Below are 25,257 nucleotides of genomic sequence, written 5' to 3'. Positions count from 1 at the left end.
CGCGTCAGCCCACGTAGCGGCGGGCCTTCGACTCGCGCTGCGGTGCTTCCAGCAGCCGCAACCCGTGCTCGACGTGCTGCGGGACCACCTTGCGGTCCCGCAGCACCCACGGCAGGCCGCGGGCCACGTCCAGGAGCGCCGCCGCGGTGGCCCGGTCGGACGGCGCCGATCGCAGCACCTCGCGGCCGCGGCGGAAGACCGCCGGCCAAGGACGGCGCAGCAGCAGTGTCCACAGTGTGTTGCGGATGCCGAGCCGCCTGCGGTGGCGCGGGTCGCGCAGCTTCGACGGCGCGTGGTGGATCACCACGTCCTCGGCCCAGCACATCCACCAGCCGCGCGCGGCGAGGTCCAGGGCGAACAGCTCCTCCTCGCCGCCGAGCCACATCCGGGTCGAGAAGCCGCCGACCTCGCGGAACGCGCGGACGCGCACCGCCGTCAGGCCCGCCATGACGCCGAGCAGCGCGGGCCCCGGCAGCCAGTCCGGGCCGGGCACCGGCGACTCGCGCAGCTCCGGCGTGATCGGGTCCTCGGCCAGGCCGGGCTCGACCAGGCAACGCCCGGTCACTGACCCCAGACCGGGATACGCGTCTAGCAGGTCCGCGGCCCGGGTCAGCGCGCCGGGCTGCCACGTCGTGTCGTCGTCGCAGAAGGCCACGTACGGCGTCGTCACCTCCTCGACGGCGACGTTACGCGCCACCGCGCCGAGGTTCTCCGCCAGCCGGAACAGGCGGACGCCGGGGAACTCGCGGGCGACCATGTCGGCCGTACCGTCCGCGGACCCGTTGTCCGCGACGAAGACCGGCGCGGCGTCCGGCAAGGACATCATGTGCGCCAGGGTCTCCCGCAGCTGCTCGCGGCGGTTGCAGGTGATGATCACGACCGAGATTCGCGCCATTCGGTGGTCCTTTCCAGAGTCCGGGCCTGGTGTTCGACGTGGGCGGGCAGGACGCGGCGGGAACTCAGCGCGCGCGGCAGCCGCGGGACCGCGCCGAGCACGGCTCCGGGCGCCCGCACCAGCGTCCGCGCCACCTCGCGGCGGCAGACGCGCGGTGGGCGGCGCAGCACGGCGATGAGCAGCCGGTTGCGCAGTTCCGCCCGGCGCCGCCACGACGACGGCGGCCGCGACCGCGACGGGTGGTGGTGGGCGCGCAGGCGCCCGACGTAGCAGACCTCCCAGCCGCGCGCGGCCAGGTCGTAGGCGAGCAGCTGCTCCTCCGCGCCGAAGTGCAGCAGCGGGCTGAACCCGCCCACCTGCAGGTACGCCGTGCGGCGCACGATCGCGGAGCAGGCCAGGAAGCCGAGCACCAGCGGCCCGGGCGCGCCGTCCGGGTGCCCCAGCGGGCTGCGCTCCATCTCGGGGGTCACCGGGTCGTCCCGGCATTCCGGGCCGACGAGGGTGCGCGCGGCGAGCAGGCCGGTGCGCGGGTGCTCGTCGAAGATCCGCTCCGCCTCGGCGAGCGCGTCGGGCGCCCACCACGAGTCGTCGTCGCTGAAGGCGACGTACGGCGTGTCGGCCGCGATGACGCCGAGCGTGCGCGCGGCGGCACCGAGGTTCTGCGGCAGGCGGATCACCCGGACGCATCCGTGCCTCCCGGCGACCTCCGCCGTGTCGTCCTCGGACGCGTTGTCCAGCACGATCACCGGCGGCGGCGGGTCCAAAGAGGACAGCTGGGTCAGGGTGCGCCCCAGCTCGGCGGCGCGGTTGCGGGTGGCGATGACGACGGTCGTGCGCGCGCTCACCGCGGCCCCACCAGCTCATCCACCAGCGCGGTCAGGGACGGCGGGTGCGCGGGCGGCCGCACCGGCGCGGCCAGGCACCACTTCAGGCGGGCGTCGAGCAACGCGGTGTCGCGGACGTCTTCGGTGGCCAGCACCGGCCAGTCCAGCGCTTTGCCCTGCGCGGTCACCTTCCCGCCGCCGGCCACCGGGTCGACGGCGAGCACCGGCACGCCGGCCTTGAGCCCGAACACCAGGCCGTGCAGCCGGGTCGTCACCACGGCGTCCATTTTGGACACCAACGCGGCGAACTGGTCCGGGGTCGCGCACCGCTCCCAGTCCTCGTGCGCGAGCCGGGTGTCCAGCGGCACGCGGGCGTAGTCCCGGCGCGCGAGCCAGCCGGTCAGTGCCTCGTGGACGGCGCCGTGGCGGCCCGCGCCGCCGTATTCGGGCTGGTGCGGTGCCAGGATCACGCCGAGCACCGGCGTCGGCGACACCGACGCGCCGAGCGACAGGTCGAGTTCGGCGGTGCCGCCGTCGTCGCGCGGGAAGACCCGGTGGAACCCCGTCACCGCCGGGTCTTCCGGGTCCGGGACGGACACGCCGACCGCGATCCGGCGGCAGCCGGCGTAGCGTTCGTGCAGCGAACGCACCTGCGGCCCGTGGACCGGGCCGCAGGCGAACACGACGTGCGTGTAGTCCTCGGGTGGCGCGTCGGGCAGGTGCAGCGCGGCGGGCCGGAAGCCGGGACTCCACGCGATCCGGTGGTCGATCCCGGCCTCCGTCAGCGCGTCCGCCGCCGCGCGCAGGCTCAGGACGTCACCCGCCGTGGCTTCCCCGTGCAGAAAACTGGCCCAACCGGTGAGCAGAACTCGCATGGTCGGGACGCTTACCCGCTCTCCACCCCCTTACACGGTTTTGCGGCCACCGGCGCCGGGTAGCCGCCACGGCATGACGGATCCGGGAGTGACCAGGCGGTTCGGACGTGCGGTGGTGACCGGGGGTGCCGGCTTCGTCGGCGCCCACCTGTGCGAGCTGTTGCTCGAAGAGGACATCGAAGTGATCGCCGTGGACAACCTCGCGACGTCCTCGGCGGACACCCTGGACGCCCTGCGGCGCCACGAACGGTTCCGGTTCGTGCGCCACGACGTCACGCAGCCGATGCCGCTGGGCTGCGAAGCCGACGTCGTGTTCCACCTCGCTTCGGCCGCGTCGCCCCGCGACTACCTGGCCCTCCCGATCGAGACGCTGCGTGCCGGCGCGCACGGCACGGAGAACGCGCTGGAACTGGCCCGCCGTGACGGCGCCCGGTTCGTGCTCGCCTCGACCAGCGAGGTCTACGGCGACCCCCTGGAACACCCGCAGCGCGAAGGGTATTGGGGCAACGTCAACCCGATCGGACCGCGCAGTGTCTACGACGAAGCCAAGCGCTACGCCGAAGCGCTGACCTCGGCCTACCGCCGCGAGTACGGCGTCGACACGGCCATCGCCCGGATCTTCAACACCTACGGCCCCGGCATGCGCGCCCACGACGGCCGGATGATCCCCGCGTTTCTGGTCCAGGCGCTCAAGAACGAGCCGATCACGGTCACCGGCACCGGCGAGCAGACCCGGTCCATCTGCTACGTCGAGGACACCGTCCGCGGCCTGCTCACCCTAGCGCGGTCGGGCCACCCCGGGCCGGTGAACATCGGCAACCCCGACGAGCTCACCGTCCGTCAAGTGGCGGAACGGATCAAGGACATCACCGGCTCCGGCTCCCCCATCCAGTACGTCGACGCCGTCGTCGACGACCCCCGGCGCCGCTGCCCCGACATCTCCCTCGCCCGCGATGTTCTCGGCTGGGAACCGAAGATCGACGCCGGCGACGGCCTCCGTCGCACTGCGGCGTGGTTCCGCCGGGCGCCGTCGCGGTGAGTAGCGACGCCCAGGGCTTTTGCCCGCGATCGTTTATCAACGACTTCGCCGGGTAGCGCTATAGGCGAGAGCGGGCCCGACGAGTCCGCGCCGAAACGCCAGAGGCAGGTCGATGCGCATACTCGGGATCAATGCCGTCTTCCACGACCCGGCCGCAGCGCTGGTGGTGGACGGGGAGATCGTCGCCGCGGCGGAGGAAGAACGCTTCAGCCGCCGCAAGCACGGCAAGCAGGCGGTGCCGTTTTCCACCTGGGAGCAACCAGCCCAGGCCGCCGCCTGGTGCCTGGCCGAGGCGGGACTGTCCGCGAAGGACCTCGACGCCGTCGGCTACTCCTACGACCCCGCGCTGGTCGAGCCGGGCCTGCCCGGCCACGACCCCAGCGGCGAGGAGCTGCGAACGGAGTTCGCCAAGCGGGCACCCTTGTTCCTGAAGTCCGCTTTGCCCGGACTGGACCCGAAGATCGTCAAGTTCGTCCGGCACCACGTCGCGCACGCCGCGTCGGCCGCGCTCGCCGCGCCGTTCGGCGACTGCGCCGTGCTCGTCGCCGACGGCCGCGGCGAAAGCACGTCCTACCTGGCCGGTGAATACCGCGACGGGCGGTTCAAGGAGCTGGCGGCCCAGCGGCTGCCGCACTCGCTCGGCCTGCTGTACGAGGACCTCACCGAGCACTGCGGCTTCGCGCGGTCCAGCGACGAGTACAAGGTCATGGCGCTGGCCTCCTACGGCAAGCCGGAGTTCCTCGACGAGCTTTGCGAGCATGTCCACGTGACCGGCGACGGCGGCTTCCACGCGTCCGGCGTCGACCTGGCCGCACTCGCCCCGCGGCGCGGACCCGGCGAAGAACTCACGCGGCGGCACGCCGATCTCGCCGCGAGTGTCCAGAAAGTCCTCGAAGACATCCTCTTAGAACTCGCCGACTGGCTGCACGAGGCCACCGGCCAGCGCGACCTGGCGATGGCCGGCGGGATCGCGCTCAACTGCGTCGCGAACACGCGGCTGCACGCCGAGGGCCCGTTCGACCGGATCTGGGTGCAGCCCGCCGCCGGGGACGCGGGCACGGCGCTCGGCGCGGCCCTGCAGCTGGCCGCCGACGCCGGGGAACGCGGGACGCCCATGGGGGACGCCGGGCTCGGTCGCGGGTGGACGGACGAAGAGCTCGAAGAGATCCTCATCAAGGCCAAGCTGCCCTACGAACGGCCCGACGACCTCGCCGAGACCGTCGCCGAAGCGCTCGCGAACGACGAAGTCATCGCGTGGTTCCAGGGCCGGGCCGAATTCGGCCCGCGGGCACTGGGGCACCGCTCGCTGCTGGCCCACCCGGGCCGCAAGGCGAACCTCGAGCGGCTCAACGACGTCAAGGGCCGCGAGCAGTTCCGCCCGGTGGCGCCGATGGTGCGGGCCGAGCGGGCAGCCGAGATCTTCACGCGCGGCCCGCTGCCCAGCCCGTACATGCTGTTCGTGCACGACGTCGCGCAAGACTGGCGGGACCGCATCCCGGCCGTCACGCACGTCGACGGCACGGCCCGGGTGCAGACCGTCGAAGAACGCGAAAACCCGGTGCTGGCGCGGATGCTGGCCGCCTTCGAACGCCGGACGGGCCTGCCGGTCGTGATCAACACCAGCCTCAACACCGCGGGCCGCCCGATGGTCGACTCGCCCCGGGACGCGCTGGAGTGCTTCGGCTCGGCCCCGATCGACCTGCTCGCGCTGGGGCCGTTCGTGCTCCGGCGTCCCCGCCCCACCCGACCCGGCGCGGCGTCGCCGGAGGAAAAGGAGGTGCTGTGATGGAAGCTCATCTCGCCGCGCTGGCCGAAGCGGCCGGCCGGACCCGCGAATCCGCCCCCAAGATACTCGCGTGGGGACGGCACCTCGCCGGCGTGTTCGAGGCCGGTGGCCGGCTGCTCGCCTGCGGCAACGGCGGCAGCGCCGCCGAAGCCCAGCACCTGACCGGCGAGCTCGTCGGCCGGTTCCGCGACGAGCGGCAGCCGCTGTCGGCCATCGCGCTGCACGCGGACACGTCCGCGACCACGGCCATCGTCAACGACTACGGCGACCACGAGGTCTTCGCCCGCCAGGTGCGCGCGCACGGGCGGCCGGGTGACGTGCTCGTCTGCCTGTCCACCAGTGGCACCAGCCAGAACGTCGTCGCCGCGGCCAAGGCCGCGCACGAGCTCGGCGTGACGACGTGGGCCCTGACCGGGCCCGCCCCCAACCCCCTCGCCGCCCTGTGCGACGACGCCGTGACGGTCGAGGCGCCGACCGTCGCGACCGTGCAGGAGATGCACCTGGCGCTGGTCCACGGCCTGTGCGCGGCGCTCGACGACGCGCTCGGGGTGACCGCGTGAAGCCGCTGGTCGTCCTGGGCGACACGCTGCTGGACGTCGACGCCGAAGGCACCGCCGAGCGGCTGTGCCCGGAGGCGCCGGTGCCGGTGGTCGACCTGACGGCCCGGCGCCGCCGCCCCGGCGGGGCCGGTCTCGCCGCGCTGCTCGCCGCGCGGTCGGCGGCCGAGGTCGTCCTGGTCACCCCGCTCGGCGACGACGAAGGCGGCCACGCGCTCACCGGGCTGCTGGAACCGGACGTCACCGTGCTGCCGCTGCCGCTGCGCGGCGCGACGGTGTGCAAGACCCGCGTCCGCGCCGGCGGGCAGTCGTTGCTGCGCCTGGATTCCGGCGACGGCACGGCGACCACCGACCCGCTGCCCGCCCGGGTGCGCGACGTCCTGGCGGACGCCGGCGCGATCCTCGTGGCCGATTACGGCCGCGGCCTGACGCGCAACCCGGACGTCCGGCGGCTCCTGCGGGAGCTGGCCGAGCGGATCCCGGTGGTCTGGGACCCGCACCCCCGCGGCGCGCAGCCGGTACCCGGCACGCGGCTGGTCACCCCGAACCTCGCCGAGGCGCGCGCGGTGCTGGCCGGGCACGACGAACCGGCCGAGCTGGCCAAGCTGCTGCGCGGCCACTGGCACGCCGACGCGGTCGCGGTGACCGTCGGGTCCCGCGGCGCGGTGCTCGCCGACGGCCTCGGCGAAACGACCGTCCCGATCCCCGCCGCGGCGCGGACGCCGGGCCACCCCGCGCCCGACACGTGCGGGGCCGGCGACCGGTTCGCCGCCGCGGCCACCGCGGCCCTGCTCGGCGGCGCCGACACGACCGAAGCCGTGGTGACCGCGGTCGAAGCGGCCGCCCGGTTCGTCGCCACCGGCGGTGCGACCGCGCTGGCCACGAACGACGGACCGGTGCCCGACCCGCAGCCGGCGACCGACGCCTTCGGCCTCGCCGAGCGGATCCGCGAGACCGGCGGCAGGCTGATCGCCACCGGCGGCTGCTTCGACCTCCTGCACCCCGGGCACGTCAGCCTGCTGCGGCAGGCCCGCGCCCTCGGCGACGCGCTCGTCGTCTGCCTCAATTCCGACGCTTCGGTGCGGGGCCTCAAGGGGCCCGGCCGCCCGCTGGTCCGCGACCGCGACCGGGCCCGGCTGCTGACGGCTTTGTCCTTTGTGGACGCCGTCGCCGTGTTCGACGAACCTTCGCCCACGGCTGTCCTGGAGCGGCTGCGCCCGGACGTCTGGGTGAAGGGCGGCGACTACGCGGACGCGGACCTGCCCGAACGCGAAGTGGTCGAACGGCACGGCGGCGAGGTCGTCCTCGTCCCGACCGTGCCCGGCTACTCGACCTCCCGGCTGGTCGCCGCGGCGGCCAGCGCCTGATCCTCTGCCCGCGAAGGAGAGCGATGCGACCCCTCGGCAACGTCCTGATCACCGGTGGCGCGTCCGGACTAGGTGCCGCCACCGTCGACGCCGTCCGCAAGGCCGGCGGCACCCCGTACATCCTCGACCGCGTCCGACCCGAGGACCCGGCCGAATACGTCGAAGCCGACCTGACCGACACCGCCGCCACCGAGGCCGCGGTCCGCGATCTCGCCGAGCGCGCGGGTGGACTCGACGGCGTCTTCACGGCGGCCGGCACCGACGCCTGCGGACCCTTGGCCACCGTGTCCACAGAGGACTGGGAGCGGGTCGTCAAGGTGAACCTGCTCGGCACGGCCGCGGTGATCCGCGCCGCGCTCCCCTACCTGGAACGCTCGCACGGCACGGTCGTCACCGTGGCGTCCACCCTGGGCATCAAGGCGGTGAGCGACGCGACCGCCTACTGCGCCTCGAAGTTCGGCGTCGTCGGCTTCACCCGGGCACTGGCCGCCGAGCTGGCCGGCCGCGTCGGCGTCACCCTGCTCGTCCCCGGCGGGATGTGGACGCACTTCTTCGACGACCGCACCGACCAGTACAAGCCGCCGCCGGACGCGAAGCTCAACCAGCCCGAGCACGTCGCGAACACCGTCGTGTTCGCGCTCCAGCAGCCGCCGGGCGCCGAAGTCCGCGAGATGGTCGTGTGCGCGTCGGAGGAGGGGTCGTGGCCGTGAGCTCCGCGGTCCTCGTGCTGCGCGCGCTCGGCGTCGGAGACCTGCTGACGGCGGTCCCCGCGCTGCGGGCCCTGCGGGCGGCCTACCCCGACGACCGGTTGGTGCTGGCCGCGCCGGAAGGCCTGCGGGACCTGGTTGAGCTGATCGACGCGGTCGACGAGCTGCTGCCGACGTCCGGGCTCGGCGACCTCGCCTGGCCCGGCGCCCCGCCGCGGCTCGCGGTCAACCTGCACGGCAGCGGCCCGGAGAGCATCCACGACCTGCTCGGAACCGATCCCGCCGAGCTGCTGACCCACCGCCACCCCGACTACCCCGAAGTGCCCGGGCTCGACTGGCGCGACGACGTGCACGAGGTCGACCGCTGGTGCCGGCTCGTCGAGTACCACCACCTCGAGGCGGACCGCTCGGCCCTGCGCCTGCCCGTGCCGCCCGGCCCGAGCCCGGCCCCGGACGCCGTCGTGGTGCACCCCGGCGCGGCGTTCCCGGCCCGGCGCTGGCCGCCCGAGCGGTTCGCGACCGTCGTCCGCGACCTCGCCGCCGACGGCCGGCGCGTCGTGCTCACCGGCAGCGCCGCCGAGCGCGACCTGGCGGTTTCGATCGCCGAAGCGGCCGGGCTCGGCGACGACGCCGTGCTGGCCGGGCGCACCGACCTGGCGGAACTGGCCGCGCTGGTGGCCGGAGCGGCCCTGGTCGTCTGCGGCGACACCGGCGTCGGACACCTCGCGACCGCGTTCGGCACGCCGTCGGTGCTGCTGTTCGGTCCGACTCCGCCGCGGTTGTGGGGCCCGCCGCCGTCCGCCCGGCAGCACGTGGTGCTCTGGGCCGGGAACGTCGGCGACCCGCACGGCGAGGAGCCGGACGGCGGGCTGCTGCTGCTCGGCGAAGAGCGCGTGCTGGCCGCGACGCGAGCCGCCCTGGAAATGCGGGTGGCCCATGGGTGAGCACATCGGGATCGTCGGCGCGGGCTACGTCGGGTTGACCAGCGCCGCCTGCTTCGCGCGGCTCGGGCACCGGGTGACCTGCGTGGACGCCGAAGAGTCCAAAGTGGACGAGCTGGGCCGGGGTGTGGTGTCGATCGCCGAACCCGGCCTGGCCGAGCTGGTCGGCCAGGGGCTCGCCGACCGGACGTTGAGCTTCACCACGGCCCAGGCCGAGCTGTACGGCACGGACCTCGTCTTCCTGTGCCTGCCGACGCCGCCCGCCGAGGACGGGCGCCCCGATCTCGGCGTGCTCGAACACGTCGTGCCGCAGCTCGGCCGGCTGCTGCGGCCCGGCTGCGTGGTCGTCACCAAGTCGACGGTGCCGGTCGGCACCGCGGCGCGGCTGCCCCGCCTGCTGGGTCGCGACGACCTGCCGGTGGTGGCCAACCCGGAGTTCCTCCGCGAAGGGCACGCCGTCGAAGACTTCCTGCACCCGGACCGGGTGGTGGTCGGCACCGACCCGGCGGATTCGCCCGCGGCGCGGCGGGTCGCCCGGCTGTACGAGCCGACCGGGGCCCCGGTGGTGGCGACCCACTCGGCCAGCGCCGAACTCGCGAAGTACGCGAGCAACGCGTTCCTCGCCGTGAAACTGTCCTACGTGAACGTGCTCGCCGAGCTGTGCGAGCGGTTCGGCGCGGACGTCCGCGAGGTCTCGCGCACCATGGGCCTCGACGCGCGGATCGGCCCCGAGTTCCTCGCCCCCGGCCCCGGCTGGGGTGGGTCGTGCCTGCCGAAGGACACCTCGGCCCTGCTGCACGCGGCCGAGTCGGCGGGCGTCGACTTCGGCATCCTGCGCGACGCCGTCCGCGTCAACGCCCGGCAGCGCGCCCGGGTCGTGCGGGCCGTCCGGCAGGCGGTGACCGGCTCTCCCGCCGGGTCCCTCGCCGGGGCCCGCATCGGCCTGCTGGGCCTGGCCTTCAAGGCGGGCACCGGCGACCTGCGCGACTCCCCCGCCCTCGCGGTGGCCGACGACCTGGCCCGCGCGGGTGCCGAGCTGACCGCGCACGACCCGGCCGTCGGGTGCGTGCCCGGCACGGGCGCGGTCCAGGTCGTCGACGACCCGTACCTGGTGGCCAAGGACGCCGCGGCGCTCGTCGTGCTCACCGAGTGGCCCGAGTTCCGGGACCTCGACTGGGCCCGGCTGGCCGCCGCGGCCGACCGCGCGGTCGTCGTCGACACCCGCAACCTGCTCGACCCCGACGCCCTGGCCGAGGCCGGGTTCGCCCACATCGGCGTCGGCACCCATCCCCGGAGGCAGTCATGACCCTGCGCGTCCTCGCGCTGACCTGCACGCTCAAGCCGTCGCCGGCGAAGTCCAGCAGCGACCTCATCGCGCGGCAGCTGCTGGAGCTGTTCGCCGAGCGCGGCGCCACCGGCGAGCTGGTCCGCGTGGTCGACCACGACGTCCGGCCGGGCGTCGAGGCCGACATGGGCGACGGGGACGCGTGGCCGGGCATCCGGCGGAAGATCGCCGCCGCCGACGTGCTGCTGATCGCCACCCCGACGTGGGTCGGCCACATGTCGAGCGTCGCGCAGCGGGTGCTGGAACGCCTCGACGCGGAGTTGTCCGAAACGGACGACGAAGGGCGCCCGGCGATGTTCGGCAAGGTCGGGGTGGCCGCGGTCGTCGGCAACGAGGACGGCGCCCACAAGATCATCGCGGACCTGTTCCAGGCGCTGAACGACGTCGGCTTCACGGTGCCGGCCCAGGGCGCGACCTACTGGAACGGCGAGGCCATGCAGGGCGGCGACTACCAGGACCTCGAGGAGACGCCCGAGGCCGTGGCCTCGACGAACGCGACCTTGGTCCGCAACGCCGTCCACCTGGCGAACCTGTTGCGCGAACAGCAGTACCCGCCCCAATGATTACGCCATTCGAGTGGCATCACTGCGCCGGACGAGTGTGGCGCAGACCACGTGGGTAACCCAGCCGGACCTTCGATCCTCGTCAGGGGGCTCCACATGCCGAACCGAGTCATGATCAGCCGCGACAGCAAGCCGATCCCCTGCGAAGAGTGCGGCCTGCCCACGCTGCACGTCGCCCGGCTGGTGTCCGGGGACGGCACGCTGCTGGGCCAGACGATGGTGTGCACGGCCTGCCGTCGCCACCGGTCGGATGCCGAAGCCGAGGCGATCGCGGTCCACTAGCTCGCCGCGGGTGAAGGCCGCCTCCTTCACCGTTTTTCCAGCTGTTCCAGGAGAAGCCGCGCGGGCAACGTCATCGTGCCCAGGCCGAGCCGGGCCGGGACGCCGTCTTCTTCGGCGGTCACCAGGCGCTTCTCGAGCTTTTCGAGCAGGACCCGGCATTCGTCCAGTTCGACGGGCCGGCCGGCCACCGCCACGGCCTGCACGGCGCCCGCGAGGTGGTGCATCAGGTCGGCCAGCGCTTCCCGCGCGTCCAGCCACGGGTATTCGAAGGGGTGTTCCCGCCGGCTCGCCGCGGTCGTCCGCACGGCGGCGAGCAGCTGCGACAGCGCGGGCCACAGCCCGATGAGCGTCCTCAGCGGACGTTCGTGGCGCGTCCCGGCCGAGGGGCGGCCGCGGCGGAGGTTCAGCAGCCGCCCTTCCCGCGTCAGGCCGACGGCTTCTTCGGCGGCCAGCACCTGGCTGCGCGTGTCCTGCGCCGCGGACAGCAGGCCGCCGAGGTCTTCCGGCGGCTCGTCACGGCGGATGAGGTCGGACAGCGCCTCCAGCAGGCCGGCCTGCGCTTTCCCGAGCCGCCCGGCCGCGACGGCCAGCCGTTCGCCGTACAGGGGCGGGAAGATCAGCGTGTTCACGGCAACCCCGATGGCCGCGCCCAGCGCGGTTTCGAGGAGGCGGTCGCCGAGCAGGACCGGCTCGCGGGCGGTCCCGTAGGAGATGACGAGCATGCCGGTGACGCCCACCCAGACCCCGGAGTCCCCGAACCGCCGCCAGCTCCCGGCAAGCAACCCGAGAAAGACGACGGCGGCCAGGGCCACGGCCTGCCACGGGATGAAGTGCCCGGCGACGGCGGCGAGCAGGACACCGGAGCCGACGGAGCCGACCTGCTGGATCCAGCCACGTAGGGACCGGTAGACGGTTGCTTCGACGAGGAAGACGGCGGCGTAGGGAGCGAGGAAGGGCTGCGGCAGGTGCAGCACGAGGGTGGCGAGCAACCAGGCGGCGGTCGCGGCGAGGGTGGCTTTGGCGCTCTGGACGAGGACGCGGCGTTCCCGGCCGGGAACCCGGAGGGCGCGAGCGAACCAGCCGATCGGGGTGCGGTCGTGCCGCTCGTCGTCCGGGGAGCCGCCGGCGGGGAGACGGAGTGCGCGAGCCAACCGGCCACGCCGGTCACCGTCCGGTGCGGAGCCACCACTCGGCCGCCCAGGTGCCCGGCCCGCCGAAGCCCCGCCACCGCGATCCGTCTCCCCCGGCGAGCCCGGCCGGTCCTCCTCACTCGTCCGTCTCTCCCGCTGTCCCGTCATGCCGGCGGCGCGATGTGCACGAGCTTCGTCTGGGTCATCTCGTCCAGCAGCTCCGGCCCGTACCCGTACCCGCTCCCGCTCCGGCCGCGCGGGTGCGCCGCCCCTCCGGGCGCTCCGCCGAACACGTTGTTCACCTTGACCGTCCCCGCCGGCAGCTCGCGCCAGGCTCGCTGCGCGTGCGCCATCGAGGCCGTCAGCACCGTCGCCGCCAGGCCGTACTCGCCCTTGGCCGCTTCCGCCAGACCCTCGTCGAAACTCGACACCACCCGGACCGGCGCCACCGGGCCGAACGTCTCCTCCGTCATCACCCGCAGCTCCGGCCCGCACCCGGTCAGGACCGTTGCCGGGTAGTGCGCGCCCGGACCGTCCGGCACCGTTCCGCCCGTCAACAGCCGAGCGCCACGGGAAACCGCGTCCGCGACGTGGGAATGCACGTGCTCGCGATGGCGCCGGTCCACCAGCGGGGCCACCGTCCGCGACTCGGCCTCCTTCACCAGCGCCGCCAGGAACGGCTCGGCGATCGCCGAACACACGTAGATCCGCTCGACCGCCACGCAGATCTGGCCCGAGTTCGCGAACGCGCCCAGCGCCGCCTGACCGGCCGCCCACGCCGGGTCGACGTCCTCGTCGATCACCAGCGGGTCGTTGCCGCCGTTCTCCAGCAAGGTCTTCGCCCCCGTCGCGGCCGCGCTCGCCGCGATGGACCGGCCGGTCGCCGTGCTGCCGACGTGGGCTATCACGTCGACCTCGGAACGCATCGCCAGGAGTGCGCCGACCGCGCCGTCGCCCTGCAGGGTCTGCAGCACCCCGCCCGGGAAGACGCCGCCGAGCACCTCGCCGAGCAGCTGCCCGGTGTGCGGTGCGCGCTCGCTCGGCTTGTGCACCACCGTGTTCCCGGTCGCCAGCGCCGCCCCCAGCAGCCCGCACGCCACCGCCACCGGGTCGTTCCACGGCGTCAGCGCCACGACGACGCCGTGCGGCTCGGGCACCATCAGGTCCGTCGCGCCCACGTCGCCGAGCAGGCTGCGGCCGCGGTGGACCGGGCCGAGTTCGGCGTACTGGTCCAAGGTGCCCGCCCCCGCCAACACGCCTTCGCGCGCTTCGTCCCGCGGCTTCCCTGTCTCCGCTTCGTTCGTCTTCGCCAGCTCGTCGGCGTGCGCGCGCAGCCGTTCGGCCGCGGTGTGCAGCAGTGCCCCGCGCTCGGCGGCCGGCGTCCGGGCCCACCGCGCCCGGGTCCGGCGGGCCAGCGCGAGTGCCGCGTCGATCTCGTCGTCGCCCGCGGTCGGCACCGTGCCCACCACGCCGCCGTCGGCCGGGTTCCGGATCTCGATCATCCGCACCTCCTTCTCGTCGCCCGGCGGTTACCCGGGCACGACGGCTTCGACACGCCGTTTGATCACCCCCGCCCGGGGTAACCGGGGCCGGTGACCCTCGACTACACCGTGGTGATCCCCACGACCGGCCGGGAGACGCTTCGGCCACTGCTGGAAACCCTCCGGAACGGCCCGGACCCGCGACCGGCCGAAATCCTCGTCGTCGACGACCGCCCCGGCGGGTCCGGTCTGGACCTTCCCGACGGCGTGCGCGTGCTCCGCTCCGGCGGGCGCGGGCCGGCGGCGGCACGCAACCTCGGCTGGCGCACGGCGAAGAGCGAGTGGATCGCGTTCGTCGACGACGACGTCGTGCTCGCTCCCGACTGGCCGCGGCAGCTCGAACGCGACCTCGCCGCGCTGCCGCCGGACGTCGCCGCCTCCCAGGGCCGGATCACCGTCCCGCTCCCCGGAGATCGCCGTCCCACCGACGACGAGCGCGGCACCGCGGGCCTCGAGCACGCGCGGTGGATCACCGCCGACATGGCCTACCGCCGCCGCGCGCTCGTCGAGGCGGGCGGCTTCGACGAGCGGTTCCCGCGGGCGTTCCGCGAAGACTCCGACCTCGCGCTGCGCGTCGCCGAAGCCGGGCACCGGATCGACCAGGGCGAACGGCTGACCACGCACCCGGCCCGGCGGGCGGGGTTCTTCTACAGCTTGAAAGCCCAACGTGGCAACGCCGACAACGCGTTGATGCGCGCGAAGCACGGCGTGCTGTGGCGGCAGCGCACCGGAGCGGGACCCGGCAGGCTCGGCCTGCACGCACTGTCCACAGTGGCCGGTCTGGCCGCGCTCGCGCTGCCGCTGTTCGACCAGCGCGGAAAAGCCCGGCTCGCGGCCGGCGTCTGGGCCGGGCTGACGGCGGAGTTCGCCACCCGCCGGATCCTGCCCGGTCCGCGGACCCCCGGCGAAGTGGCACGCATGGTCGTCACCAGCGCCCTGATCCCGCCCGCCGCGTGCTACCACCGGCTGCGCGGCGAAATCGCGGCCCGGCGGCCGCGGCCCCCGGTGGCGGTGCTGTTCGACCGGGATGACACGCTGATCGTCGACGTCCCGTACCTCAACGACCCGGACGGCGTCCGTCCGGTCCCCGGCGCGGTCGAGCTGGTGCGGGGCCTGCGCGAGCGCGGGATCCCGGTCGGCGTGGTGAGCAACCAGTCCGGTGTCGCGAAAGGACTGATCTCCCCGGAGCAGCTCGACGCGGTCAACGCGCGGGTCCGGGAAATCTTCGGCCCGTTCGGCACCTGGCAGGTCTGCGTCCACGACGACGGCGACGGCTGCGCGTGCCGCAAACCCGCCCCCGGCATGGTGTTGCGGGCCGCCGGCGAGCTCGGCGTCGACCCCGCGTCCTGTGTGGTCATCGGCGACACCGGCGCCGACGTCGACGCCGCGCTCGCGGCCGGCGCCCGCGCGGTGCTGGTGCCGACCGGCCGCACGCTCGAACCGGAGATCGCCCGGGCCCGCCGGCACGCCGCCGTCGCCCGCGACCTGTCCGAGGCGCTGCGCGTCGCCGGGGTCGCCGGATGACCCGGGTGCTCGTCGCCCGCCAGGACAACCTCGGTGACGTCCTGCTCGCCGGGCCCTGCGTCCGCGCGGTCGCCGCGTCCGGCGCGCACGTGACGCTGCTGACCGGCCCGCACGGCCGCGCCGCCGGCGAACTCCTGCCGGGCGTGACCGACCTGCTCACCTGGACCGCGCCCTGGATCGACCCCGAGCCGCCGCCGGTGACCGCCGAGGACACCGGTGAGTTCGTCGCGCTGGTCCGGGCGAAGGCGTTCGACCGCGCGCTGGTCCTGACGTCGTTCCACCAGTCCCCGCTGCCGCTGGCGCTGCTGCTGCGCCAGGCCGGGGTGCCGTGGATCGGCGCGATCTCGGAGGACTACCCGGGCAGCCTGCTCGACCTGCGCCACCGCGTCGACGGCGACCCGCCGGAGCCGGTCCGCATGCTGTCGCTCGCCGAAGCGGCGGGCTATTCATTGCCTCCGGACGACCACGGCGCCCTGGCGTTGCGACGACCGTTGCCGAACATCACCCGGCTGACCGGCGGCGGGGCGTACGTCGTGGTGCACCCCGCCGCGTCGGTGCCCGCCCGCCAGCCGTCGGCGGCCTGGAGCCGCGAGACCGTGCGGGCGCTGGCCGCCGACGGGCACCGGGTGTTCGTGACGGGCGCGCCGTCGGAGCGCGCACTGACCCGCGAGGTGGCCGGGTCGTCGGCGGTGAACCTCGGCGGCCGGACGTCACTGGCCGAGCTGGCGGCGGTGCTGTCCGGCGCGCAGGTCGTGGTGGCGCCCAACACGGGGCCGGCCCACCTGGCCGCGGCGGCGGGCACGCCGGTGGTGTCGCTGTTCGCCCCGGTCGTGCCGCAGGAGCGGTGGGCGCCCTACGGCGTCCCCACGGTGGTGCTCGGTGACCAGCACGCGCCCTGTCGCGCCACCCGCGCGCGGGTGTGCCCGGTCCCGGGTCACCCCTGCCTCGAGACGATCGACCCCGCCGATGTCTGCCGCGCGGTGACGGCTCTCGCGCAGCCGAGTGCCACTGTTCCGGCGGCGGCGACGGACGGAGCTTTCCCGTGAAAGCCCCGTCCGAGGGCCCGGGTCAGCCGCCGATCTCCTTGCTCACGCCGCTGGGCCCCTCGTAGGTCCGGTCCGGCAGGCCGCGCACGACGTCCAGGGTGCCGGAGTCCGCGCCGTTCCGCTCGGCCGCGCGCACCAGGTCGTCGCGCTGAGCCGGGTAGTCGACGCCGGACAGGTACTTCTGCAGTTCGATCGGGTTCGGCTTGCTCACGGGAACTCTCCTTCCGTTCGGGGAACGGCCCGGTTACCCCGCCCGGCCGCCCCCACACGCTCAGGACGGCACCGGCTGCTCCCCCGCCGGGTGCAGCCGGCGGACCGTGGCGTCCGGGTGCCGGGTCAGCGGCTGCAGCGGCAACGGCATCGAGTCGGCGAGCTGTTCCAGGTGCCGCAGCAGGATTCCCTCCCGCAGCGCCCACGGGCAGACCTCGACGCTCGGGACGTCCAGCGCGGACAACGTCACTTCCGCCGCCACCGCGCCGGCCACCACCTGCCGGGCCCGCGGCTTCGAGATGCCGCGCAGCCCCGCCCGTTCCGCCGCCGGGATGCGCGCCAGCCGCGGGATCCAGCCGCGCACGTCCGCGACGACGAGCTCCCGGGTGACGAACGGGCCCTTGCGCTGCGGCGGCGCGCCGGTGAGGCGGGCCAGCTGCTTGAACGTCTTCGACGTCGCGACCACGCGGCGCGGCGGGCCTTCCCAGCGCAGCCGGTCGAGCACCTCCGACAGCGTGTCGCGGACGTGCCGGCGCAGCGCCTTCAGCTGCTTGCGCGTCGGCGGGTCGGCGGTGAGGAACTCGCGGGTGAGCCGGCCGGCGCCCAGCGGGAGCGAGACGGCCAGCTCGGGTTCGACGTCGCGGCCGAGCACCAGCTCCATCGACCCGCCACCGATGTCGATCAGCAGCAGCCGCCCGGCCGACCAGCCGTACCAGCGGCGCGCGGCGAAGTACGTCAGCCGCGCCTCCTCCTCGCCGGAGAGGAACTGGGGCCGGATCCCGGCACCCGCCTGGATGTGGTCGATCACGTCGTCGCGGTTGACCGCGTCGCGCACGGCCGCGGTGACGAACGGGTACAGGTGGTCGACGCCGAGCCGCACCGCCGCGTCCACCGCCCGGCTCACCGCGGCGGTCACCCGCTCGATCCCCTCGTCGCTCAGCGTCCCGTCGGGCTGGAGCTCTTCGGCGAGCAGTGTCGGTTCCTTCACCGCGTGCGCCGGCAGCGGCGGGGCTCCGGCGGACACGTCCACGACCTGCAGCTGCGCGGAGTTCGACCCGATGTCCAGCACGGCCAGTCTCATCGGAGCGGAATACCCCGCGGCGACCGCGTTTAGTCCCCGGCGGGGGTGGTAGCCGACCGGGAACGAAAGGAGAAGCCCGTGTCGCTCCCGGCGCCCCTGCCCGCCGAAGCCGCTTCGCCGCGGCGCGCCGTCGTCACCGGCGCAGACTCCGGCATCGGCCGCGCGGTCGTGGCCGCCCTCGCCGGCGGCGGCCTGGACGTCGGCCTCACCTACCACTCCGACGCCGACGGCGCCGAGAAGACCGCGGCCGAGGCCCGTTCGCACGGCGTGGCCGCGCACGTCCGGCAGCTCGACCTGACCGAGCTGCCCGGCGCCGCCGACGTCGTCGACGCGTTCGCCGACGACCTGGGCGGCATCGACGTCCTGGTCAACTGCTCGGGCACCGGCAGCAGCGAACTCGCGATCGACCTCGACTACGAAAAGTGGCACCAAGTTCTCGACGTCGACCTCGACGGCGTCTTCCTGCTTTCGCAACGCGCGGCGCGCCACATGATCGACGCCGGCCGCGGCGGCCGGATCATCACGATCACCAGCGTCCACGAACACGTGCCCCGCGTCGGCGCCGCGCCCTACTGCGCCGCGAAGGCCGGGGCGGGCGCGCTGACCCAGGTGCTCGCGCTGGAGCTGGCCGAGCACGGCATCACCGTGAACTCCGTGGCCCCGGGCGAGATCTCGACGCCGATGACGGGCCAGACCGACGCCGACCCGCGCGAGCAGGACCGGCCCGGTATTCCGCTCGGCCGCCCCGGCCACGCGGCCGAGGTGGCGGCCGCGGTCGCGTTCCTGGCGACCCCGGCGGCCGGCTACATCACCGGCGCGTCGCTCGTCGTCGACGGCGGCCTGCTGCTGATGGGAGCCCAGCACGGGACCGCCTACCGCGGTCACGACTGGCGCTCCCCCTGAGACTGTTCCCCCTGAGACCAGGGGCCCGCGTCCTGGTTGCAGGGACCGGCGCGGGTCCCGGCCAAGGGCCGGACGGCGGCTCCCCAGCCCGCCGTCCGGCCCTTTCCACTTGTCCGTTTTCCGCACCCGTGACGGGGTATCCGGCCAGGGAGGGAAGGAGAACCCCATGTCTTCCGCCGAAACCCGTTTCCCGGCGTCCTGGCTCCGGCCGGTCGTCGCCGTCCTCGGGCTGCTCTACCTCGCGCTGGGGATCGCCGGGTTCCTCACCCCGGAGACCGCCGACGTCGGGCACGAGACCAGCCGCGCGGTCTGGATCTTCAGCGTGACCCCGCTGCTCAACCTCGTCCACACGGCGGTCGGCGTGCTCGGGCTGCTCGCCGCGACCCGCCGCACCGGGGCGATCATCTACTGCTGGGTGCTGTTCGTCGGCTTCACCGGGATGACCGCGTACGGCATCCTCGCCACCTCGCTCGTCAACCCCGAAGACCCGATCAACCTGAACTGGGCGGACAACTGGCTGCACGGGCTGACCGCCGTCGCCGGGCTGGTGCTCGGGATCGTCGCCGCACGGGCGGTCAACCGGGCCGCCGCGCGCTCGCGGTGATCATGGCGTTTCGGCGGGCCGCCACCGGGTAGCCGGGAAAGAGCACCGCGTGAAGGAGGTTCCATGCACCGCGAAAGCGACCGGCATTCGCCCCGGGAGGACGACGCGATGAAATCCGAGCTGCGCGGGACCCTGCAGGGCAACGGCCCGTCCCGCGCCGAGGACTGGCGCGACCCGGAGCTCCCGGCCGACGACGAGCCGGAAGTCCCGCCGTTGGGCGGCGGCGCATGACGACGAGCGAAACGGCGGCGGTGGGTGACCCCACCGTCGTCGTGCACCACCGGCTCCACGCGGAGTTCGCCGGTCCCGGGTGGCTGCGCCGGATCCTGGGTCCGCGCGCCGGCCTCGAACTCGACGCCGCCGGCCTGCGCGTCCGGTTCGGGCCGTGGCTGGTCGAGACCCCGCTGAGCAACCTGGCCGGGGCGGAAGCGACCGGCCCGTACCGCGCTTTTCGCGTCTTCGGTGTCCGGCTTTCCCTCGCCGACCGGGGTCTGACCTTCGGCACGACGACGCGGGGCGGCGTGTGCCTCCGGTTCCGGGAACCGGTGCGGGGCATCGACCCGCAGGGGTGGATCCGCCACCCCGGGCTGACGGTGACGGTGTCCGAACCGGAGCTGGTCGCCGAGGCCATCACCCGGATCGTGGCGGCGTCATGACCGCCGCGCGCATGCTCGCCGTGACGGTCGACTGCCGTCAGCCGGACCTGCTCGCCGAGTTCTGGTCCGCGGTGCTCGGCAGTCCGAAGACCCGCACGTGGACCGACTCCCACGGGCTCACCTACCGCCAGGTCGAGATCCCCGGCGGTCCGGCGCTGCTGTTCCAGCCGGTCCCCGAGGAGAAGACGGTCAAGAACCGGCTGCACCTGGACCTGGCCCCGGTGGACCTGGACCAGCGGGCGGAGGTCGAGCGCCTGGTGATGCTCGGCGCGAAGGTCATCGACGACCCGGCCGACGACCCGTGGGTCGTGCTCGCGGACCCGGAGGGAAACGAGTTCTGCGTGCTCCCGCCCCGCTGATTCAGGCTTGCCCGACCGGGTCCCCGGCGTACGCCGCCAGCCGCTCGTCGAAGCCGTCCGCGGTGCCGGGTCTGCGGAAGTCCGGTGGATCCGGCCGCCCTGGGTAGTTCTCGCCGTACAGGCCCGTCACGAACGCCACGACGGCTTCCGGGGCCGGCAGGACGTCCTCGCCGAGGTAGGCGAGCACGATGACCTCGTCGCCGGTCGCCGTCTCGACGGCCGCCGACCAGCCGTCACGTTCGTCCCACATCAGTGCCAGCTCGTGGTCCGGGAAGCGGGCGAGCCGCCGCTCCAGCGCGAGGTACGCCCCCGCCGGGACGTCCACCTCGCAGAACCAGGCGGGCGCGTCCAGCCTGGCCGCGACGGCCAGCAGGTACTGCCGCAGCCCGCGCGCCGCCGCGCCGAGCCCGTCCCGTTCACTCATCCCGCTCCCGCCCCTCCGGTCGGTGGCCCCAACGGGTGATACCCCATCACCCATCAGGTCAACCCGACGCGCCCCGGCCGAGCAGGTCAAGGACATCGTCGTCACCCAGCTGGCGGAAATCGGCGTACCACTGGCCGACCGCGCGAAATCCCCGCGGCTCGGCGACGCAGACGACGTCGTCGGCTTCCAGCCGCACCCGCGCCGCCGCGCCCGGGGCGGCGACCGGCGCGGCGAAGACGAGCGTCCGGGGCCGGGCCACGCGGACCTCCCGCAGCGCCGCCGTCGCGGTGACGCCGGTGGCGAGGCCGTCGTCGACGAGGAGGACGTCACGGCCGGTGACACCGGGCGGCTCCCGGCCGGCGCGGTACCGCGCGAGCCGCCGGCGCGCCTCGGCCCGTTCGCGGCTTTCGGCCCGCGCCATCCGCGCGGCAGTCAGCTTCAGGGCTCGCAGGCCGGCCTCGTCGTAGATCGCCGGGCCGTCCGGCGTGACCGCGCCGACGCCGTACTCGCGGTGGCCCGGCGCGCCGATCTTGCGGGCGACCGCCACGTCGAGCTCGGCACCGAGCCGCTGGGCGACGACGGCGGCCACCGGCACCCCGCCGCGGGCGAGCCCGAGCACCAGCGGGTCGGCCCACCGGCGGCCCCGCAGCTCGCCCGCGAGCCGGCGGCCGCCGTCCTCGCGGTCGGCGAAGACGCGCGGACGGGCCTCCCACGCGGGCATCAGGTCACGGGCGCCACTCGTCGCGCCAGTCGGGGTGGGCTTCGTACACGGACGCGATGAGCTTGACGGACGCGTCGTCGTGGGCGTCGCGGATCTCGCGGCGCAGGAACTCGGCCTTCTCGGCGAACGGCACCGGGTGCCGGTCCTCCATCGCCTCGACCGGCCCGCCGGCGAGCAGCAGGCCGTCGCCGTCGTCGGCGTACATGATCCGCAGCCGCCCGCGCCGTTCGGCCTCGTCGATCAGCGGCAGTTCCCCCGCCCGGACGCGCTCTTCGTCCTCCGCGAGCCGGGCGAGCACGAATTCGTCGAGCTTCGCGGTCGTGGTGTCGTCGAGGTTCGTCATGGGCCCGGGATACCCGCCCGGTCACGGCTTCAAGCGTCCGCGCGGCCGAGGCGCCGGGCCACCGCGAACCCGGTGCCGAGCAGGACCGCGCCCCCGGCGATCCACGGCCACAGCGGTACCGGGCCGTCGCCGTCCTGGTGCGCGACCGCCGCGACGGCGGGCACCGCGGCGCCCGGGCCCGCCACGGTGAGCCGGAACGGGATGGTGCCGGAGACCGGGTGGCCGTCGGCGGAGGTGACGCGGTACCGGATGGTGTAGGCGCCGGCCGGGCCGAGCGGGCGCAGCGGCGCGGAGACCTTGCCGTCCACAACGGACGCCGGACCGGACTCCCAATGCGAAGTCCCGTCGGGCCCGAGCACCGCGAGCTCGGTGAACCGGTTCTCCACCTGCTCGTTGAACTCGAGCACCGCCTCGGCCGGGCCCGTGGCGACCGACGCGCCCGCGGCCGGCGAACTGGACACCAGGACGCTGTGCGCGGCCGCGGCGGGCGCGCACAGCAGGGCCGCGGCGCCGGCGGCCGCCAGCGCGGCGGCGACGCGGACCGGGAATGACCAGCGGGAAGTCATGGTTCCTCGCCTTCTGGGAATTCGAGCGACGAGCGGAACCGTAGCGAGCGGATCCGGCGCCACGGCGGAAGGCCGTGAAACGCCTGTGTTAACCAATTCTCACCGCCGCCGCGGAGCCCGGCCCGGTAAACGGACAAATCGGGCAGCTAGCCCGGCGGTCGGCACCGCCGGTCACCCGAACAGCCCAGCAGAACCGGCTTTCGGCCCAGCTTCTCACCGCTGCGCCCCGACCGCGCCCCGCTCGACTTTACCTGTCCTTCACGTGAGGATCACCCCGCGAAACGTGCCGGCTGGTTTATTGCTCCCACATCCCGCTCTTTCCCCACTGCTCCGGAATTACCCGAGAACCCTTTCCGGGAAGCGCATTCCCGTTCTTTGGAGGACGAAACCGTGCGAGGACCCGCCCTGCGCCGTGACCACGTCATCGCCGCGAGCCTGGCCGGCGCGGTCGTCATCGTCGTCGGCTACGCGTCCGGCATCGGCCTGCGTCCGGGCTCCGCGGCGGCCACCCCACCCGTCGTGGCGGACGGCGGACACCCGGTCACCCCGCAAACCCCTGCGCCGCAACCGATCCCGACCGGCCGGCTGCCGACCGGCGGCCCGGCCTCCCCGCTGCCCGCACTGCCGGTGGGCGACGTGCCGGCCGCGCCGATGCCGCCGATGCCCGGCGACGGCGGCGTCGTGGCGCCGGTGCCGGATCCGGGCGCCCCCGGTCCTGGCTCCCCACCGCCTTCGTCCCCGCCGCCGTCGGCCCCGCCCACGCCCCCGCCGCCGGGCACCGACGTGCCGGCGTGCCAACCCGGTGTGCCGCAACAGGTCCTGGACACCGTCGGCGGGCTGCCGCTGCTCGGGGCCGTCACCACCGGGCTCGGGGTGACCGGGCCGGACGGGGCCGGCGCGCTCGTTCTCGGCTACTGCCGGACGACCGACGGCGGCCTGGAGCCCGCGATGGTGCCGGCCTCCACCGTCCCGAGTGGACGGTGAGCCGGTGGAACCCGTCAAGGCGTGGTACGTCCTCGCCCGCACCGTCGACTACGCCGGTCTCACCCTGTTCGCCGGCGGCCTGCTCTTCCTGGCGGTGCTCTGGCCCGCGGGCGCCGGCCACCGCGGCGCCCGCGCGGTGCTGGTCACCGGCTGGGTCCTCGGCCTGCTCGGCACGCTCGCCGGCCTGGGCCTGCAGGCCGCGTGGGCCGCGCAGCGCCCGCCCGGCGACTTCCTGAGCTGGGATCTGCTCAGCCAGGCCCTCGACAGCCAGTTCGGGCGGATCTGGTTCGCCAGGGCGCTGCTGTGGCTGCTCGGCGGGGTGGTACTGGCCTGGCTGCTGCAACGCGGCCGGGACGCCGCCACGGCGTTGCCCTGGCGGGTCGGGGCCGGCGCGGTCCTGGTCGGGCTGCTCCGCACGACCGGGCTCACCGGGCACGCGGTGGAGAGCACCCGGCCGTGGCTGACGCAGCTGGCGGACTTCGCGCACCTGGCGGGCGCTTCGGCGTGGATCGGTGGCCTGGCCGTGCTGCTCTTCGGCGTCCTGGCCCGCCGTGACCCCGAAGAGCTCGCCTCGGTGATCCCCCGCTACTCGAAACTGGCGATGACGTCGGTCGCCGTCGTGGTCGCCGCCGGCGTGGTGCTCGCGTGGCAAACCGTCGGCAGCGTCAGCCGGGTGTTCGGCACGTCCTACGGGCAGACGCTGCTGGTCAAGCTGGGCGTGCTCGCCGTCGTGCTGCTGGCCGCCCAGTTCAGCCGCCGCTGGGTGGGGCGCCGCCTCGACTTCGCCGTCGTCCTGCGCGGGGACGCCGGCACCGTCCGTCCCTTCGTCCATTCCGTCGCCGCCGAGACCACGCTCGTGCTCGTGGTCCTCCTCGCGGCGAGCTTCCTCGTCACGGCCAGCCCCGGCCGCTGATCGCCCTGCGAAAGGAGTCCCTCGATGGACAACCCCACCCCCACCGCCCCCGAGCAGCCGGAGGTGGTGCGGCGACGGCGGAACTGGCCGATCGCCGTGGCGATCGTCGCACTGGCGGCGGCGCTGTTCAGCCTCGCCACCCTGCGCGGCGGGCAGACCGAGCAGGCCGCGCCGAGCCAGGCGGCGAACGTCGACCTCGCCGCGCTGGCCCAGCAGGGCCCCCTGGCCATCCCGCTCTACCAGGGACTGGTCCAGGAACAGGCGGGCGGGGCCGCCGCCCCGGCCGCGGCGTCGTCCGGCAAGTCGGTCGAAGCCATGGGCTACAAGTTCTCGCCGGCCGACCTGACGATCAACGTCGGTGACACGGTGACGTGGACCAACCACGACACCGCGCCGCACAACGTCGTCGTCACCGACGGGCCGGAGAAGTTCACCTCGCCGACCCTGCAGACCGGCCAGACGTTCAGCCACACCTTCACCAAGGCGGGCAAGTACTCGTACTACTGCTCGATCCACCCGGACATGAAGGCCACGGTCACCGTCACCGGCTCGGCGCCGACCGGCACCCCGTCGACCTCGGCACCGCCGTCCACCCCGACCTCGGCGCCCACCCACACGATGCCGGCCCCGTCCACTCCCCCGGGCGGCGGCTCCTGCGTGCCGAAGGCGGTCCTGCAGCCGATCCTCGACCACATCAAGAGCGCGCACCTGGAGACCTCGCCCGGTCAGCAGGTGCAGGACATCCTCAACCTGGACCAGTACATCAAGACCCACACGGTGTGGCTGGAAACGGTGCTCGCCCCGGCGTTCGACGGCTCGGGTAGCCAGGTCCTCACCGACACGCTCGCGCCGATCGTCGCGCACATCAAGAGCGCGCACCTGGAGACGTCGCTGGGCCAGCAGGTGACCGACCTGCTGAACCTCGACCAGTACATCAAGACGCACACGGTGTGGCTCGAAAACGTGCTCACGCCGTTGCTCAACCAGGCGAGCTGCTGATCCCCGCGGGGGGGGCGGGGCGCCCCGCCCCCCCCCCCCAACCCCCCCAGCCCCACCACAAGAAAAGACACA

Annotated in this window: 30 protein-coding genes; 19 read left to right on the top strand and 11 right to left on the bottom strand. The window is 74.3% G+C overall.

Features of this window, described 5'->3' with window-relative positions:
- Nucleotides 1-4: 4 nt before the first annotated feature.
- From I4Q55_RS09115 to I4Q55_RS09105, 3 genes are read right to left on the bottom strand one after another with little or no spacing between them, the layout of a single operon-like run.
- Complete coding sequence (locus tag I4Q55_RS09115) at nt 5-895, bottom strand: glycosyltransferase family 2 protein (protein WP_206785603.1); 891 nt, start codon at nt 893-895, stop codon at nt 5-7.
- Nucleotides 874-1,740 carry a glycosyltransferase family 2 protein gene (locus tag I4Q55_RS09110; RefSeq protein WP_206785602.1) on the bottom strand — a complete coding sequence of 289 codons (867 nt, stop codon included), beginning with the start codon at nt 1,738-1,740 and terminating at the stop codon, nt 874-876. The genes I4Q55_RS09115 and I4Q55_RS09110 overlap by 22 nt, the downstream gene beginning before the upstream one ends.
- Nucleotides 1,737-2,594, bottom strand: a complete 858-nt coding sequence (locus tag I4Q55_RS09105) for a polysaccharide pyruvyl transferase family protein (RefSeq protein WP_206785601.1) — start codon at nt 2,592-2,594, stop codon at nt 1,737-1,739. Before I4Q55_RS09105 ends, I4Q55_RS09110 begins: the two co-directional genes overlap by 4 nt.
- 73 nt (nt 2,595-2,667) lie before the next feature.
- Between I4Q55_RS09105 and I4Q55_RS09100 the strand changes: the two genes are divergently transcribed.
- From I4Q55_RS09100 to I4Q55_RS09060, 9 genes are all read left to right on the top strand, one after another.
- Nucleotides 2,668-3,633, top strand: coding sequence for a UDP-glucuronic acid decarboxylase family protein (locus I4Q55_RS09100; RefSeq protein ID WP_206785600.1), 966 nt, complete (start codon nt 2,668-2,670; stop codon nt 3,631-3,633).
- Between the two features lie 112 nt (nt 3,634-3,745).
- A complete protein-coding gene (locus tag I4Q55_RS09095) occupies nt 3,746-5,419 on the top strand; it encodes a carbamoyltransferase C-terminal domain-containing protein (protein WP_206785599.1) in 1,674 nt (557 codons plus the stop codon).
- A complete protein-coding gene (locus tag I4Q55_RS09090; RefSeq protein ID WP_206785598.1) occupies nt 5,419-5,979 on the top strand; it encodes an SIS domain-containing protein in 561 nt (186 codons plus the stop codon). The genes I4Q55_RS09095 and I4Q55_RS09090 overlap by 1 nt, the downstream gene beginning before the upstream one ends.
- Entirely contained in the window at nt 5,976-7,343 is a 1,368-nt protein-coding gene (locus tag I4Q55_RS09085; protein ID WP_206785597.1) for a PfkB family carbohydrate kinase, read from the top strand. Before I4Q55_RS09090 ends, I4Q55_RS09085 begins: the two co-directional genes overlap by 4 nt.
- Before the next feature lie 23 nt (nt 7,344-7,366).
- Nucleotides 7,367-8,053: an SDR family oxidoreductase gene (locus tag I4Q55_RS09080; protein ID WP_206785596.1), complete on the top strand. Its 687-nt coding sequence runs from the start codon at nt 7,367-7,369 to the stop codon at nt 8,051-8,053.
- On the top strand, nt 8,044-8,994 hold the full coding sequence (locus I4Q55_RS09075) for a glycosyltransferase family 9 protein (RefSeq protein ID WP_206785595.1): 951 nt from the start codon (nt 8,044-8,046) through the stop codon (nt 8,992-8,994). Before I4Q55_RS09080 ends, I4Q55_RS09075 begins: the two co-directional genes overlap by 10 nt.
- Nucleotides 8,987-10,297 carry a UDP-glucose/GDP-mannose dehydrogenase family protein gene (locus I4Q55_RS09070; protein WP_206785594.1) on the top strand — a complete coding sequence of 437 codons (1,311 nt, stop codon included), beginning with the start codon at nt 8,987-8,989 and terminating at the stop codon, nt 10,295-10,297. The genes I4Q55_RS09075 and I4Q55_RS09070 overlap by 8 nt, the downstream gene beginning before the upstream one ends.
- A complete protein-coding gene (locus tag I4Q55_RS09065; protein WP_206785593.1) occupies nt 10,294-10,899 on the top strand; it encodes a flavodoxin family protein in 606 nt (201 codons plus the stop codon). The genes I4Q55_RS09070 and I4Q55_RS09065 overlap by 4 nt, the downstream gene beginning before the upstream one ends.
- A gap of 96 nt (nt 10,900-10,995) precedes the next feature.
- Entirely contained in the window at nt 10,996-11,181 is a 186-nt protein-coding gene (locus tag I4Q55_RS09060; protein ID WP_206785592.1) for a hypothetical protein, read from the top strand.
- A gap of 26 nt (nt 11,182-11,207) precedes the next feature.
- Here I4Q55_RS09060 and I4Q55_RS09055 read toward each other — a convergent pair whose 3' ends face one another.
- Nucleotides 11,208-12,332 (bottom strand): aromatic acid exporter family protein, encoded by a 1,125-nt coding sequence (locus I4Q55_RS09055; protein WP_206785591.1) that lies wholly within the window; start codon nt 12,330-12,332, stop codon nt 11,208-11,210.
- A 143-nt stretch (nt 12,333-12,475) separates the two neighbouring features.
- Nucleotides 12,476-13,813, bottom strand: coding sequence for an aldehyde dehydrogenase (locus tag I4Q55_RS09050; protein WP_206785590.1), 1,338 nt, complete (start codon nt 13,811-13,813; stop codon nt 12,476-12,478).
- A gap of 90 nt (nt 13,814-13,903) precedes the next feature.
- Here I4Q55_RS09050 and I4Q55_RS09045 point away from each other — a divergent pair, with 90 nt between their 5' ends.
- Together I4Q55_RS09045 and I4Q55_RS09040 are read left to right on the top strand one after the other, a co-directional pair.
- Nucleotides 13,904-15,376 carry an HAD-IIIA family hydrolase gene (locus I4Q55_RS09045; protein ID WP_206785589.1) on the top strand — a complete coding sequence of 491 codons (1,473 nt, stop codon included), beginning with the start codon at nt 13,904-13,906 and terminating at the stop codon, nt 15,374-15,376.
- Nucleotides 15,373-16,422, top strand: coding sequence for a glycosyltransferase family 9 protein (locus I4Q55_RS09040; RefSeq protein ID WP_206785588.1), 1,050 nt, complete (start codon nt 15,373-15,375; stop codon nt 16,420-16,422). Before I4Q55_RS09045 ends, I4Q55_RS09040 begins: the two co-directional genes overlap by 4 nt.
- 22 nt (nt 16,423-16,444) lie before the next feature.
- Here the strand turns inward: I4Q55_RS09040 and I4Q55_RS09035 are convergent, their stop codons facing one another.
- Both I4Q55_RS09035 and I4Q55_RS09030 read right to left on the bottom strand, forming a co-directional pair.
- Nucleotides 16,445-16,633: a DUF2795 domain-containing protein gene (locus tag I4Q55_RS09035; protein ID WP_206785587.1), complete on the bottom strand. Its 189-nt coding sequence runs from the start codon at nt 16,631-16,633 to the stop codon at nt 16,445-16,447.
- Between the two features lie 60 nt (nt 16,634-16,693).
- On the bottom strand, nt 16,694-17,713 hold the full coding sequence (locus I4Q55_RS09030) for a hypothetical protein (RefSeq protein ID WP_242545615.1): 1,020 nt from the start codon (nt 17,711-17,713) through the stop codon (nt 16,694-16,696).
- Nucleotides 17,714-17,791: 78 nt separating this feature from the next.
- On the opposite strand from I4Q55_RS09030, the gene I4Q55_RS09025 reads away from it, so the two are divergent.
- The 5 genes from I4Q55_RS09025 (at nt 17,792) to I4Q55_RS09005 (ending at nt 20,235) form a co-directional block, all read left to right on the top strand.
- Nucleotides 17,792-18,616, top strand: coding sequence for an SDR family oxidoreductase (locus I4Q55_RS09025; RefSeq protein ID WP_206785586.1), 825 nt, complete (start codon nt 17,792-17,794; stop codon nt 18,614-18,616).
- Nucleotides 18,617-18,782: 166 nt separating this feature from the next.
- Nucleotides 18,783-19,220, top strand: a complete 438-nt coding sequence (locus tag I4Q55_RS09020) for a DUF4383 domain-containing protein (protein ID WP_206785585.1) — start codon at nt 18,783-18,785, stop codon at nt 19,218-19,220.
- Between the two features lie 63 nt (nt 19,221-19,283).
- Nucleotides 19,284-19,451 carry a hypothetical protein gene (locus I4Q55_RS09015; RefSeq protein ID WP_206785584.1) on the top strand — a complete coding sequence of 56 codons (168 nt, stop codon included), beginning with the start codon at nt 19,284-19,286 and terminating at the stop codon, nt 19,449-19,451.
- On the top strand, nt 19,448-19,876 hold the full coding sequence (locus tag I4Q55_RS09010) for a hypothetical protein (RefSeq protein ID WP_206785583.1): 429 nt from the start codon (nt 19,448-19,450) through the stop codon (nt 19,874-19,876). Before I4Q55_RS09015 ends, I4Q55_RS09010 begins: the two co-directional genes overlap by 4 nt.
- Nucleotides 19,873-20,235, top strand: coding sequence for a VOC family protein (locus I4Q55_RS09005; RefSeq protein WP_206785582.1), 363 nt, complete (start codon nt 19,873-19,875; stop codon nt 20,233-20,235). Before I4Q55_RS09010 ends, I4Q55_RS09005 begins: the two co-directional genes overlap by 4 nt.
- Nucleotide 20,236: 1 nt before the next feature.
- Here the strand turns inward: I4Q55_RS09005 and I4Q55_RS09000 are convergent, their stop codons facing one another.
- The 4 genes from I4Q55_RS09000 to I4Q55_RS08985 are packed head-to-tail and all read right to left on the bottom strand — an operon-like array spanning nt 20,237 to nt 22,289.
- Nucleotides 20,237-20,659, bottom strand: coding sequence for a DUF6292 family protein (locus tag I4Q55_RS09000; protein WP_206785581.1), 423 nt, complete (start codon nt 20,657-20,659; stop codon nt 20,237-20,239).
- Between the two features lie 58 nt (nt 20,660-20,717).
- Complete coding sequence (locus tag I4Q55_RS08995; RefSeq protein ID WP_206785580.1) at nt 20,718-21,380, bottom strand: phosphoribosyltransferase; 663 nt, start codon at nt 21,378-21,380, stop codon at nt 20,718-20,720.
- A gap of 4 nt (nt 21,381-21,384) precedes the next feature.
- Nucleotides 21,385-21,723, bottom strand: coding sequence for a DUF6221 family protein (locus I4Q55_RS08990; protein WP_091312950.1), 339 nt, complete (start codon nt 21,721-21,723; stop codon nt 21,385-21,387).
- Between the two features lie 29 nt (nt 21,724-21,752).
- On the bottom strand, nt 21,753-22,289 hold the full coding sequence (locus tag I4Q55_RS08985; protein ID WP_206785579.1) for a copper resistance CopC family protein: 537 nt from the start codon (nt 22,287-22,289) through the stop codon (nt 21,753-21,755).
- Between the two features lie 390 nt (nt 22,290-22,679).
- Here I4Q55_RS08985 and I4Q55_RS08980 point away from each other — a divergent pair, with 390 nt between their 5' ends.
- From I4Q55_RS08980 to I4Q55_RS08970, 3 genes are read left to right on the top strand one after another with little or no spacing between them, the layout of a single operon-like run.
- Nucleotides 22,680-23,273, top strand: coding sequence for a hypothetical protein (locus I4Q55_RS08980; protein ID WP_206785578.1), 594 nt, complete (start codon nt 22,680-22,682; stop codon nt 23,271-23,273).
- Between the two features lie 4 nt (nt 23,274-23,277).
- Nucleotides 23,278-24,186, top strand: a complete 909-nt coding sequence (locus I4Q55_RS08975; RefSeq protein ID WP_206785577.1) for a copper resistance D family protein — start codon at nt 23,278-23,280, stop codon at nt 24,184-24,186.
- Nucleotides 24,187-24,210: 24 nt separating this feature from the next.
- Complete coding sequence (locus I4Q55_RS08970; protein ID WP_206785576.1) at nt 24,211-25,185, top strand: plastocyanin/azurin family copper-binding protein; 975 nt, start codon at nt 24,211-24,213, stop codon at nt 25,183-25,185.
- Nucleotides 25,186-25,257: the final 72 nt, after the last annotated feature.

Origin of the sequence: Amycolatopsis sp. MtRt-6, from assembly GCF_017308975.1 — a bacterium.
In the GTDB taxonomy this organism is placed as follows: Bacteria; Actinomycetota; Actinomycetes; order Mycobacteriales; family Pseudonocardiaceae; genus Amycolatopsis.
The sequence above is the reverse complement of the archived record's forward strand: the minus strand, read 5'-3'. Positions and strand labels throughout refer to the sequence as shown.

Excerpts from the sequence above, each read along its gene's own strand:
- I4Q55_RS09115 (WP_206785603.1), bottom strand. The coding sequence starts at position 895 with ATGGCGCGAATCTCGGTCGTGATCATCACCTGCAACCGCCGCGAGCAG.
- I4Q55_RS09105 (WP_206785601.1), bottom strand. The coding sequence starts at position 2,594 with ATGCGAGTTCTGCTCACCGGTTGGGCCAGTTTTCTGCACGGGGAAGCC.
- I4Q55_RS09100 (WP_206785600.1), top strand. The coding sequence starts at position 2,668 with ATGACGGATCCGGGAGTGACCAGGCGGTTCGGACGTGCGGTGGTGACC.
- I4Q55_RS09095 (WP_206785599.1), top strand. The coding sequence starts at position 3,746 with ATGCGCATACTCGGGATCAATGCCGTCTTCCACGACCCGGCCGCAGCG.
- I4Q55_RS09090 (WP_206785598.1), top strand. The coding sequence starts at position 5,419 with ATGGAAGCTCATCTCGCCGCGCTGGCCGAAGCGGCCGGCCGGACCCGC.
- I4Q55_RS09080 (WP_206785596.1), top strand. The coding sequence starts at position 7,367 with ATGCGACCCCTCGGCAACGTCCTGATCACCGGTGGCGCGTCCGGACTA.
- I4Q55_RS09070 (WP_206785594.1), top strand. The coding sequence starts at position 8,987 with ATGGGTGAGCACATCGGGATCGTCGGCGCGGGCTACGTCGGGTTGACC.
- I4Q55_RS09065 (WP_206785593.1), top strand. The coding sequence starts at position 10,294 with ATGACCCTGCGCGTCCTCGCGCTGACCTGCACGCTCAAGCCGTCGCCG.
- I4Q55_RS09060 (WP_206785592.1), top strand. The coding sequence starts at position 10,996 with ATGCCGAACCGAGTCATGATCAGCCGCGACAGCAAGCCGATCCCCTGC.
- I4Q55_RS09050 (WP_206785590.1), bottom strand. The coding sequence starts at position 13,813 with ATGATCGAGATCCGGAACCCGGCCGACGGCGGCGTGGTGGGCACGGTG.
- I4Q55_RS09040 (WP_206785588.1), top strand. The coding sequence starts at position 15,373 with ATGACCCGGGTGCTCGTCGCCCGCCAGGACAACCTCGGTGACGTCCTG.
- I4Q55_RS09030 (WP_242545615.1), bottom strand. The coding sequence starts at position 17,713 with ATGAGACTGGCCGTGCTGGACATCGGGTCGAACTCCGCGCAGCTGCAG.
- I4Q55_RS09020 (WP_206785585.1), top strand. The coding sequence starts at position 18,783 with ATGTCTTCCGCCGAAACCCGTTTCCCGGCGTCCTGGCTCCGGCCGGTC.
- I4Q55_RS09015 (WP_206785584.1), top strand. The coding sequence starts at position 19,284 with ATGCACCGCGAAAGCGACCGGCATTCGCCCCGGGAGGACGACGCGATG.
- I4Q55_RS09010 (WP_206785583.1), top strand. The coding sequence starts at position 19,448 with ATGACGACGAGCGAAACGGCGGCGGTGGGTGACCCCACCGTCGTCGTG.
- I4Q55_RS09005 (WP_206785582.1), top strand. The coding sequence starts at position 19,873 with ATGACCGCCGCGCGCATGCTCGCCGTGACGGTCGACTGCCGTCAGCCG.
- I4Q55_RS09000 (WP_206785581.1), bottom strand. The coding sequence starts at position 20,659 with ATGAGTGAACGGGACGGGCTCGGCGCGGCGGCGCGCGGGCTGCGGCAG.
- I4Q55_RS08995 (WP_206785580.1), bottom strand. The coding sequence starts at position 21,380 with ATGCCCGCGTGGGAGGCCCGTCCGCGCGTCTTCGCCGACCGCGAGGAC.
- I4Q55_RS08990 (WP_091312950.1), bottom strand. The coding sequence starts at position 21,723 with ATGACGAACCTCGACGACACCACGACCGCGAAGCTCGACGAATTCGTG.
- I4Q55_RS08985 (WP_206785579.1), bottom strand. The coding sequence starts at position 22,289 with ATGACTTCCCGCTGGTCATTCCCGGTCCGCGTCGCCGCCGCGCTGGCG.
- I4Q55_RS08970 (WP_206785576.1), top strand. The coding sequence starts at position 24,211 with ATGGACAACCCCACCCCCACCGCCCCCGAGCAGCCGGAGGTGGTGCGG.